The sequence below is a fragment of the Pseudomonas anatoliensis genome (assembly GCF_017976235.1).
In the GTDB taxonomy this organism is placed as follows: domain Bacteria; phylum Pseudomonadota; class Gammaproteobacteria; order Pseudomonadales; family Pseudomonadaceae; genus Aquipseudomonas; species Aquipseudomonas anatoliensis.
This window is the reverse complement of record NZ_JACVHC010000001.1, coordinates 460,419-471,062: the sequence shown is the minus strand read 5'-3', so window position 1 is coordinate 471,062 and position 10,644 is coordinate 460,419. Positions and strand designations below refer to the sequence as shown.

At 61.8% G+C, this 10,644-nt stretch carries 9 protein-coding genes; 7 read left to right on the top strand and 2 right to left on the bottom strand.

What is annotated here, in order from left to right; all coding sequences use genetic code 11:
* Window positions 1–12: 12 nt before the first annotated feature.
* A complete protein-coding gene (gene tssK / locus ICA16_RS02060) occupies window positions 13–1,344 on the bottom strand; it encodes a type VI secretion system baseplate subunit TssK (RefSeq protein WP_150615297.1) in 1,332 nt (443 codons plus the stop codon).
* A 45-nt stretch (window positions 1,345–1,389) separates the two neighbouring features.
* A complete protein-coding gene (locus ICA16_RS02055) occupies window positions 1,390–1,836 on the bottom strand; it encodes a type VI secretion protein (protein WP_210553002.1) in 447 nt (148 codons plus the stop codon).
* 228 nt (window positions 1,837–2,064) lie between these two features.
* Between ICA16_RS02055 and tssB the strand changes: the two genes are divergently transcribed.
* The 7 genes from tssB (at window position 2,065) to tssH (ending at window position 10,608) form a co-directional block, all read left to right on the top strand.
* Window positions 2,065–2,607, top strand: a complete 543-nt coding sequence (tssB, locus tag ICA16_RS02050; protein WP_150602868.1) for a type VI secretion system contractile sheath small subunit — start codon at window positions 2,065–2,067, stop codon at window positions 2,605–2,607.
* A gap of 30 nt (window positions 2,608–2,637) precedes the next feature.
* Window positions 2,638–4,119 carry a type VI secretion system contractile sheath large subunit gene (tssC, locus tag ICA16_RS02045; RefSeq protein ID WP_150602869.1) on the top strand — a complete coding sequence of 494 codons (1,482 nt, stop codon included), beginning with the start codon at window positions 2,638–2,640 and terminating at the stop codon, window positions 4,117–4,119.
* Between the two features lie 224 nt (window positions 4,120–4,343).
* Window positions 4,344–4,841 (top strand): Hcp family type VI secretion system effector, encoded by a 498-nt coding sequence (locus ICA16_RS02040; RefSeq protein WP_150602870.1) that lies wholly within the window; start codon window positions 4,344–4,346, stop codon window positions 4,839–4,841.
* A 15-nt stretch (window positions 4,842–4,856) separates the two neighbouring features.
* A complete protein-coding gene (gene tssE / locus ICA16_RS02035) occupies window positions 4,857–5,300 on the top strand; it encodes a type VI secretion system baseplate subunit TssE (protein WP_210553004.1) in 444 nt (147 codons plus the stop codon).
* Window positions 5,284–7,077, top strand: a complete 1,794-nt coding sequence (gene tssF, locus ICA16_RS02030; RefSeq protein WP_210699805.1) for a type VI secretion system baseplate subunit TssF — start codon at window positions 5,284–5,286, stop codon at window positions 7,075–7,077. Before tssE ends, tssF begins: the two co-directional genes overlap by 17 nt.
* The gene (tssG, locus tag ICA16_RS02025; protein WP_210699804.1) at window positions 7,041–8,066 is read left to right on the top strand and encodes a type VI secretion system baseplate subunit TssG; all 1,026 of its coding nucleotides are present in this window, start codon (window positions 7,041–7,043) and stop codon (window positions 8,064–8,066) included. The genes tssF and tssG overlap by 37 nt, the downstream gene beginning before the upstream one ends.
* Before the next feature lies 1 nt (window position 8,067).
* Window positions 8,068–10,608: a type VI secretion system ATPase TssH gene (gene tssH / locus ICA16_RS02020; RefSeq protein WP_210699803.1), complete on the top strand. Its 2,541-nt coding sequence runs from the start codon at window positions 8,068–8,070 to the stop codon at window positions 10,606–10,608.
* Window positions 10,609–10,644 lie beyond the last annotated feature (36 nt).

Sequence of the window (10,644 nt, the reverse complement as noted above, 5' to 3'; positions counted from 1 at the left end):
TTCCTTGTGTGATCAGGCACTTTCGCTGTTCTGGGCGACAAACAGCACCACTTGCCACGGGCTGCTGGTCAGCTTCGCTGCTGGCGCGGCGATCATCAGCGGCAGTTGCGCGTCGAACCACGCGCCCTCGGCCGTGACCACGAACAGTCGCGTGTCCTCACCGACGCTATAGGCCACTTGCTCGGTGCGGCTCATGGCCTGGTGCGTCAAACCGCTCATGCGTTGGCGACTGAGCAAGGCGATATGCGGCGCAGAAGCGATGATCGCGCCGCGCAACCAGTCAATCGCCGCTTGCTCGCTGGCGCCGTTGGGCATGCGCAAACCGATAACCAGGCGCTGGCTCGGCTGTTCGTCCGGCAACTGGATCGAAAAGCTCTGCTCGCTGCGTTCGAACGGCAGACTGCGATAGCCGGCGCGGATCAGTTCGAGGGTGCTTTCGAGCCATTGCAGCACGGCGTCATAACCGCGCTGCAACTCGAGAAAATCCAGCGGCGCGAACGCTGGTACGCCGGCCAGCGGATCGAGCGCCGACCACGCGCCGGCAAGGCCCAGCAAATGCACATACAGGGTTTGCGGGTGCGCGATGCGGCTGTTCAGTGTGCCTTCGACTTCCGGCAGGCGCGCCCACAACGCGGTCAGCTGCCGACGGATTTCCAGCGCATCATCCTGATTGCCGGCCTGTTGCGCCTGACGCAGGCGACCGCCGAGAAACAGACATTTTTCCCGCGCCCGTGCACAGAGCCCTGCGATGCGTCGACCGAGGGCAGATTCCGGCAACAGGACGGGCGTCGGCGGTGTGTAGGCAAGCGGTAGAAAACCGCCGCCCTCCTTGCGGATTTTCAGCAATGGCAGGCAAATCGAATCGGCTCGGTTCAGTTGCGTGCACAGGCGTGGATTGGGGCGCCACACGGTGATCGTTTCGGGGAATTGACCGCTGGTGAGATCCGGCAACGCTTCACCGACCACCGATTGCAAACGGCCCCTGAGCGGCAGCAGTTGCCCGGCGCGCCACATCGGGCTGATCGCCAGATACACGGTGACAGTGGCATCGTCAGTGGCCTCGATCGCCGCGCTGACATCCAGCTCCAGCGTCTCGCCGACACCGGCCTGCACATCCACCGGCAAACCGTCGGGCAGCGTGCCTTGCAGCGACAACACCCGCACCACGCCTGCGCTCAGCGCCGAAGGGTCGAACTCCATGTGGCTGACGCCCCAGAACCACGGGTTGCACGCCTGCGCCAAATGCGCGCCGAGCGCTTCGGCCCGCAGCCCCTGCAACTGAAAATGCTGCGGCAGCAATTGCATGCCTTCATGCCAGCAGACCGCGTCGGGTAGCAGACTCATACGACTCCCTTCGACCATGCCGCAAGCCGGCGGCGGGCGGATTTTTTATTTGTCCTGGCTGACCAGATTCATCTCGCGGCTGTCGAATTTCAGCCATGCCTCGCGCTGATCGTCGAGGCGTAATCGGTGCGCTCCGGGAGTGTTATAGCTGGCGAAGACTAAAAGTCCAGCGGCCTTCTTGCCCTCCAGCGGGAAGGGCTGACGGTCGATGAATTGCCCCGGCACCAGCTCCAGTCCCCACACGCTCATCAGCTGACGATAGTCGCGTTGATACTGCTCGCGTTGAGCAAACCACTGACTGGCATTGATGCCGGACAATTGCTTGAGCAGGTCCGGGTCATTGACCGCGATGAAATCCACGGCAATCGGCGTGTCGTCATTGGCCTTCGGTGCGACGTCGAGAGTCAGGCTGTCGAGGTCCACCTTCGGCCCGAAGAAGGAACAACCCGTCAGCAGCACAAACCCCAACGTTAGAAAAAATCGTCCAGGCAAAATGAATTTTCCTTTTCGTGATTCTGTCCAAAAATGTTTTCGCTTGCTTTTTTATAGACCTGTTCTAGCGTCTTGGGTAGTTCGGTTCCTACAGCCGAATCCAGGAAGGTTTGTCAAAGGAACGACAGGTCATCTGCCTCCCTTTCTAACCTACGGTCCAGTAAGGGAAAGCGATGAACGGGCCTCCCCGATGCATTGCGCCCGCTCATCGCATCGGAGTCCGCCGACATGGCAGAAAGTACGCAACACAAGCTCGACCGGGTGCGTCCGCCCCGGGTGCAAATCACCTACGACGTCGAAATCGGCAATGCCATCGAGAAAAAAGAGTTGCCGCTGGTCGTCGGAATTCTTGCCGACCTGTCCGGCAAACCGCTTGAGCCATTGGCAAAACTGACCGAACGACGTTTTACCGAAATCGACCGCGACAACTTCAACGAAGTGCTCGCCTCGATTGCCCCGCGCGCCACGCTGCAGGTCAACAACACCCTCAGTGGCGATGACAGCAAGCTCAACATCGAACTCAATTTCAAACACATCGACGATTTCGACCCGGTCAACGTGGTGGAGCAAGTCACGCCGCTGCGACGTCTGTTCGAAGCCCGTCAGCGCCTGCGTGACCTGCTGACCAAACTCGACGGCAACGATGACCTGGACAAGTTGTTGCGCGACGTGATCGCCAACACCGAAGGCCTGCAGGAAATCAAATCGGCTCGCCCAGACACCGCTACCCCGGCTCCAGACGCCGGGGCTCCGGCCGAACCGCAAGCCTGATCGTCCACTTGAATAGAGGGAGAATTCGCCATGCCCGCCGCCGCCAAGAACCAAGCCAGCGACAGTACGACCGAGACACTTTCCCTGCTCGACCAGATCATCCTCGATGGCCGCATGGCCCACGATGACAGTCAGCAGGATTACGCCCGCGACATGCTCGCGGAGTTCGCCACCCAGGTGCTTGACGAAGGCATGGCCATCGACAAGGACACCGTGGCGATGATCAACGACCGCATCAGCCAGATCGACGAACTGATCAGCGCCCAGCTCAACGAGGTGCTGCACCATCCCGATCTGCAAAAACTCGAAGCCTCGTGGCGCGGCCTGCACATGCTGGTGAAGAACACCGAAACCAGCTCCCGGCTGAAACTGCGCCTGCTCAACGTCACGCAGAAAGAGCTGCAAAATGATCTGGAAAAAGCCGTTGAATTCGACCAGAGCGCGCTGTTCAAGAAGATCTACGAAGAGGAATACGGCACCTTCGGTGGCCACCCGTTCAGCCTGCTGGTGGGTGACTACACCTTCGGCCGGCACCCGCAGGACATTGGCCTGCTGGAGAAACTGTCGAACGTCGCCGCCGCTGCGCACGCGCCATTCATTGCAGCCGCCAGCCCACGGTTATTCGACATGAACAGCTTCACCGAACTGGCCGTGCCGCGTGATCTGTCGAAGGTGTTCGAGAGCCAGGAACTGATCAAGTGGCGCTCGTTCCGTGAGAGCGAAGACTCGCGTTATGTGTCGCTGGTGCTGCCGCACTTCCTCCTGCGCCTGCCTTACGGCCCGGATACTTCGCCGGTGGAAGGCATCAACTACATCGAGGACGTCAACGGCACCGACCACAGCAAATACCTGTGGGGCAACGCCGCATGGGCGCTGTCGCAACGCATCACCGAAGCGTTTGCCAAGTACGGCTGGTGCGCGGCGATCCGTGGCGCTGAAGGCGGCGGCGCGGTGGAGGGCTTGCCGGCGCACACCTTCCGCACCAGCTCCGGTGATTTGTCGCTCAAATGTCCGACTGAAGTGGCGATCACCGACCGCCGCGAAAAAGAACTCAACGACCTCGGTTTCATCGCCCTGTGCCACAAGAAAAACAGCGACGTCGCCGTGTTCTTCGGCGGCCAGACCACCAACAAATCCAAGGTCTACAACACCAACGAGGCCAACGCCAACGCGCGGATTTCGGCGATGTTGCCGTACGTGCTCGCCGCGTCGCGTTTCGCCCATTACCTGAAGGTGATCATGCGCGACAAGGTCGGCAGCTTCATGACCCGTGACAACGTGCAGACCTACCTCAACAACTGGATCGCCGACTACGTGCTGATCAACGACAACGCGCCGCAGGAAATCAAGGCGCAGTACCCGCTGCGTGAAGCGCGAGTGGATGTGACCGAGGTGGCCGGCAAGCCAGGCGCTTATCGCGCCACGGTGTTCCTGCGCCCGCACTTTCAGCTTGAGGAACTGACGGCGTCGATTCGTCTGGTGGCGACGTTGCCGCCGCCGGTTGCGGCCTGACCGCGGTGATATTGAATGGCAAAAACTGAGCTCTGGGGGAGCCCCCTCTCACAGGCCCACTGAATTACCTGTGGCGAGGGGATTTATCCCCGATGGGGCGCGCAGCGGCCCTGTTTTTTTGGGGTGGTTGCGCAGCCCATCGGGGATAAATCCCCTCACCACAGGGTCCGCGCTCCACGCACTGACCCATTTGCCCAATTTGAATTTTTCAGGAGTTTCAAGCGATGGATGCAATCATTCTCGACCTCGGCGGCGACATCAAAGGCGATAGCCTGCTCGAGGGTTTTGCCGACAAGATCGAAGTCATGTCCTACAGCCATAACGTGGCGATGCAGGTGACCAACGACGTCAGCAACTCGGAGCGAACCTCCGGCAAACCGCACATCGGCGAGTTCACCGTAACCAAGTTCGTCGACAGCTCGACGCCCTCTCTCAACGAATATTGCTGCGCCGGCAAACCGATTCCCGAAGCCATCATCACCATCGGTCGCAACGCCGCCGAAGGCAGCGGGCAGTTGATGCCCTTTATCGTCTACACCCTGACCAACGTGGTGCTGTCGAACGTCAGTGTCAGCGGCGGCACCGGTGGCAAACCGGTAGAAACCGTGTCGCTGAACTTCACCAAAATCAAATGGGAGCTCACCGCGCAGAAAGACGATGGCACCAAGGAAGGCACCGCCGCGTCGACGTGGGACATGGCCGCCAACAAGCTTGTCAGCTAACCCGGCATCGCGGCCATGGCAGGCACCGGCATACTCGCTCCGCTGTTCGAACGCCTCGCCTCCAGCGAGGCCGACGACACGCGGGAATTTGATCGCCAGGACTTGCTCGACTCGGTACACGCCGAGCTCGGGCGCCTGTTCAACACTCGCCGTGGCCCGCGCACGCTGACCAACCCACCCAGCGTGATCGACTACGGCATCGCCGACTGGAGCGCCCTGCAACAGCAGCGCAGCGATGACCGTCGACGCCTGGCGCGGGACATCCGCGAAGCCATTACTTACTTTGAACCACGCCTGAAACTGGCCGAGGTTCAGGTCAATCCTCTGCCCGCGCACCCACAGCTAATGAGCATTCGCTTGCTCGGCGAGCTGCGCAGCGGCGAGCAACACTGGCCGGTGGCGTTTGTCATCGAACCCGGCGGCCAAGGGCTGGAGGTGCGCCATGAGCGACTCGATTGACCCGCAACTGCTCGACTACTATCAGCGCGAACTGACTTGGCTGCGCCACGCCGGCAGCCAGTTTGCCGAGCGCTACCCGAAAGTCGCCCGACGTCTGCAACTGTCCCCCGGCGAATGCCCCGACCCGCATGTCGAACGCTTGCTCGAAGGTTTTGCGTTGCTCGCGGCGCGGCTGCAACGAAGGCTGGATGACGATTACGCCGAATTCAGCGATGCGCTGCTTGAACAGCTCTACCCGTTGGCCATGCGCCCATTGCCCTCCTGCGCAATCGTTCAGTTCGAACCAGACCCAGGCAAAGGCAATCTCGACGACGGCTATCCCCTGCCCCGCGATACGCCGTTGTTCGTGACCACCAGCAAAGGCGAGAGCATCCATTTTCGGACCACGGCCGCCGCGTGTCTGTGGCCCATTGAAGTGAGCGAAGCGCTGCTGCTGGGCAGCGACGAAGCCCAGGCGCTGACCGGTGTCGCGCAGTCGCGTTCGGCGCTGCGCCTGAGTTTGCGTTGCCTGGGTGAAAGCCAGTGGTCAGCGCTGGGTATCGAGCAACTGCGGATCCACCTTGCGGCTTCGCCCGTGGTCAATGCCTGCCTGTATGACTTGCTCGGCGCCCGGGCGGTCCAAGTGCTGGCAGGGTCGCCCGGCAGTGTCCCGACTGCGCTGAAAGGCTTGCCGAAAATCGTTGGTTTCAGCGATGACGAAGTCATGCTGCCCGATGAAGACGGCGTGCATCCGGGCATGCGTCTGCTGGCCGAATACTTCGCCTTCCCGGACAAATTCCATTTCTTCGACCTGCCGTTGAGCGGCGTCGCCAGTGACAGTCAGACGCTTTATCTGTACATCGTTTTCGACCGTGCGCCGACCAGTCGCCTGCATTTGCAGGCCAGTGATATCGCCCTCGGCTGCGCGCCGGTGATCAATCTGTTCCCGCGTACCTCCGAGCCGCTGCGCCCGGACGGCACCCGCAGCGAGTACCGTTTGATTGCCGACAGCCACCGCGAAAACAGCGTCGAGATCCACAGTATTCGCGGCATGCGCGCCAGTTCCCGCGCTGGCGTACAACGACTGCCGGCCTATTACGGCAGTCAGCACAGCGGCGGCGATCAACAACGTTATTGGCATGCTCGCCGGGTCAGCGGCATGACCCCGAACCGCCTCGGCAGTGACCTGCTGGTGAGCGTGGTCGACACCCGTTTTGAACCGCAAACCAATCTGCCCGATTACAGCCTCACCGCCGAGTTGCTTTGCACCAACCGTCACCTCGCACAGAGTTTGCAAGCCGGCACGCCGTTGGGTTTCGAGCGCCCCGGCCCGGTGGCGTGGGCGCGCCTGCGCAACCCGCCGAGCCCGCAGAGCATGCCGCGACTGGACGGCGATTCGCGTTGGCGGCTGGTTTCGCAACTGACCCTCAATCACTTGTCACTGGTCGAAGGCCCGCAGGCGCTCGATGCGCTGAAAGAGATTCTGCACCTGCATAATTTGCGAGATGAGACCAGCGCCATACGCCAGATCGAAGGTCTGTCGAGCCTGGGTTGCGAGCGGGTAATCGGCCATGTCGGCGCGGATGCCTGGCGCGGTTGGCGCAATGGTCTGGAGGTGCAACTGCAGCTTGATCCGCAGCATTTTGTCGGCAGCAGCGCAGTGTTGTTTTCAGCGGTGCTCGCACAGTTCTTTTCGGTGTACGCCACTGCCAATCGCTTTGTGCGCACGGTATTGATGCAGGACGACAAGGAGGTCAAGGCATGGCAACCCCAAGCCGGCATGCCGCTGTCGCTCTGACGTTGAGCCAGCGACTGCGCCGCGATCCGCAGGCGTTCGAGTGGTTGCAGGCGTTGCTGCTGCTGGAGCGCGAGCAGCCACAAGCCGCCTCCCTCGGCAGCGGTACCGCGCCGCAAGCCGAAGCGCTGAAGTTGCGCGGGCCGCTGACGCCGTTGTTCGCCGCCAGCCAGATCGAAAACCTGCGCGAAGAGCCCGGCGAACCGTTGACCCTCGACACACCGATCTTCGGCCTCGGCGGCCCCGACGGTCCCCTGCCCTACGCCTATCAGGAATGGCTGCAACAACGGGCGCGGGCCAAAGATCATGCGCCGGCCGCGTTCCTCGATCTGTTCCAGCATCGCCTGCTCAGCCTGCTGTACAAGGTGATGCGCAAACACCGCATCGCCCTCGGCTTTGTTACGCCTGGCACCTCGCCGGTGCAGGCGCAACTGCGCGCACTGACCGGGTTGCTGCCCAAATCCTTGCAGGAGCGTCAGGCCATTCCCGATTGCGCGGTGTTGGCCTGCACCGCGTTGTTTGCCGATGGTCGCCGGTCACTCGCCGGGTTCGCCGCGATTGTGCGTGAGCAGTTCGGCGTTCCGGTCGAGTTGAGCGCTTATGAAGGGGCGTGGCGCGAGATTCCACTGGCCAGTCGCAGTCTGATGAAGCCCGGTGGCCGCAATCTGCAACTCGGTCGCACGGCCGTCGCCGGGACACGCGTCTGGGATGAACACGCCGGTATTCGTCTGACCCTCGGGCCGTTGCCCTCGGCGCAGGCCGGGCGTTTTTTGCCGGACGGTGAAACCCATCCGGCGCTGGCCAGTCTCGCGGCGCTGTATTTCGGTCCGGATCTGGACGTGACCCTGGTGCTGCTGATACGCGGCGCCGGGCCAATGAAACTCGTGCGCCAGGCTCCAGTGCAACTGAGCTGGAACGGCGGTTTGCAACGCCAGGCCAGTCTCGCTGTGCAACGCATCGAAACCCGCCTACGTCAGCTGGAGATCACCTGAAATGGAACTGGCCAGCCTGATCGGGCGCCTCAACCCGGACAACCGCCGCGCCCTCGAACGCGCCGCGCAACGCTGCCTGCAACGGGGGCATCACTATGTCGAGATAGAGCACCTGCTGCTGGAACTGCTCGACATCGAGGGCGGTGACTTTGCTTTTCTGTTGCCGCGTTTCGGTCTGGAACGTGATGCGCTGACGGCGGAAATCAACAAGGCGCTGGAGCTGTTCAAATCCGGCAGCACACGCACCCCGGCGCTGTCTTCCCATACGCTGGGTTTACTGGAAGATGCCGTGGTGCAGGCCAGCGTGTTGGGGCTCGACAGCATTCGCTCCGGCCTGCTGTTGCTGGCGCTGATCGATCGCGAAGAACGCCGCAGTTTGTTGCTCAACAGCGCGTCGTCGTTGCTGCGCATTCCCAAGGAAGCGCTGCGTGCGAATCTGCTGGAGTGGACGGAAAACTCTCGTGAGCACGTCGGCCCGCGTTCCATGGCTTCTGGACACCCTGCGCCACGGCAGGATTCTGTGCTCGATCAATACACGCAAGACCTGACCGCCGACGCTCACGCCGGGCGCATCGACCCGATTGTGGGGCGTGACGGCGAGATTCGTCAGTGCATCGACATTCTTCTGCGCCGCCGCCAGAACAATCCGATTCTGGTCGGCGCACCGGGCGTGGGCAAAACCGCCGTGGTCGAAGGCCTGGCCCTGCGCATCGCCGCCGGTGATGTGCCGCCGTCGTTACAGGAAGTCAGTTTGCGCGTGCTCGACCTTGGCTTGTTACAGGCCGGCGCCGGGGTCAAAGGCGAGTTCGAACAACGGCTCAAAGGTGTGATCGACGCGGTGCGTAACGCCGACAAACCGATCATCCTGTTCATTGATGAGGCCCACACGCTGATCGGCGCGGGTGGGGCCGAGGGCGGCAGCGATGCAGCGAACCTGCTCAAACCCGCGCTGGCCCGTGGCGAGTTGCGCACCCTCGCCGCAACAACCTGGATGGAGTACAAAAAATATTTCGAGAAGGACCCTGCCCTCGCCCGTCGCTTTCAGCTTGTGCAGGTAGAGGAGCCGGACGAAATCACCGCCGTGGAAATGCTCCGTGGTGTGGCCGCCAAACTTGAACAGCATCACGGCGTGCAAGTGCTCGACGCGGCGATCCATGAAGCAGTGAAACTGTCGCACCGCTACATCTCCGGTCGTCAGTTGCCGGACAAAGCCATCAGCGTGCTGGATACCGCGTGTGCCCGCGTCGCCCTCGGCCAGCATGACGTGCCGCCACCGCTGGAAAGCCTGCGCCATCGGCAGAACAGCCTCAAGGATGAAGCCGATCGTCTGCGCCGCGAACAGGCCACCGGCCTCGATCACCGCGAGCGCATCACCCTGCTGGAAACCGAATCAGCCAGTAACGTGCAAGCCATCCGCGAACTGGAAACCCGCTGGAGCGAAGAACGCGTGGCCGTGCGCGAGCTTCTCGATACGCGCCGGGAATTGCTGGCGTTGAGCGAACGCGCCGACAGCGACAAACCTGATGAAGCCACCGACAGCCGCATCGATCATCTGGCCGCTGAATTGCTACGACTTGAAGCCGGACTGGACGCGATTCGGCAGGACGATCCGCTGGTGCCCGAGCAAGTCGACAGCAAAACCGTCGCCGCCGTGATTGCTGGCTGGACCGGCATTCCCGTCGGCAAAATGCTCGCCGACGAAGCCCACGCGGTACGCACCCTCGGCCAGCGCATGGGCCAACGCGTCATGGGTCAGAGCACCGCGCTGAATACCATCGCCCAGCGCTTGCAGGCCTATCGCGCCGGGCTGACCGATCCGCAAAAACCGGTCGGCGTATTTCTGCTGGTAGGCCCTACCGGCGTCGGCAAAACCGAAACCGCCTATGCGTTGGCCGACGCTTTGTATGGCGGCGAACGCAACCTGATCAGCATCAACCTTTCCGAGTATCAGGAGGCGCACACCGTCAGCCAACTCAAAGGTGCCCCGCCCGGTTATGTCGGGTATGGCAGTGGCGGCGTGCTGACTGAAGCGGTGCGGCGCAAACCCTATTCAGTGGTGTTGCTGGATGAAATCGAAAAGGCCCATCCGGATGTGCTGGAGGCGTTTTACAACGTGTTCGACAAGGGTTTGATGGAGGACGGCACCGGGTTGGTGGTGGATTTCAAGAACACCGTGATGCTGGCCACCAGCAATGTCGGTGCCGAACTGTTGCTCGAAACGGCAGTAGCGCAACTCGGCTCTGACGCCTTCAACGAGGCGCTGCATAAAGTCCTGCTGAAAACCTTCCGCCCGGCGTTTCTGGCGCGCATGACTGTGGTTGCGTATCGACCACTGGATGAGGCGACGCTGGAAGGGATTGTGTTGGCCAAGCTTGAGAAGTTGCGTGGTCGGTACAAAGCGGCGACGGGCAAGCAGTTCGAGTTTGATTCAGGGATTGTTAAAGCGGTGCTCGCCAAATGCAGCGCGGCGGGTGCTCGGGATGTCGAGAATGTGTTGATGACGCAGGTGACGGGGAAGTTGGCGGAGTGGGTGTTGGAGTGATCCCTGCAAATGAGGATAGTCGGTAAAGAAGGAGCA

Excerpts from the sequence above, each read along its gene's own strand:
- tssK (WP_150615297.1), bottom strand. The coding sequence starts at position 1,344 with ATGAGTCTGCTACCCGACGCGGTCTGCTGGCATGAAGGCATGCAATTG.
- tssB (WP_150602868.1), top strand. The coding sequence starts at position 2,065 with ATGGCAGAAAGTACGCAACACAAGCTCGACCGGGTGCGTCCGCCCCGG.
- tssC (WP_150602869.1), top strand. The coding sequence starts at position 2,638 with ATGCCCGCCGCCGCCAAGAACCAAGCCAGCGACAGTACGACCGAGACA.
- ICA16_RS02040 (WP_150602870.1), top strand. The coding sequence starts at position 4,344 with ATGGATGCAATCATTCTCGACCTCGGCGGCGACATCAAAGGCGATAGC.
- tssE (WP_210553004.1), top strand. The coding sequence starts at position 4,857 with ATGGCAGGCACCGGCATACTCGCTCCGCTGTTCGAACGCCTCGCCTCC.
- tssF (WP_210699805.1), top strand. The coding sequence starts at position 5,284 with ATGAGCGACTCGATTGACCCGCAACTGCTCGACTACTATCAGCGCGAA.
- tssG (WP_210699804.1), top strand. The coding sequence starts at position 7,041 with ATGGCAACCCCAAGCCGGCATGCCGCTGTCGCTCTGACGTTGAGCCAG.
- tssH (WP_210699803.1), top strand. The coding sequence starts at position 8,068 with ATGGAACTGGCCAGCCTGATCGGGCGCCTCAACCCGGACAACCGCCGC.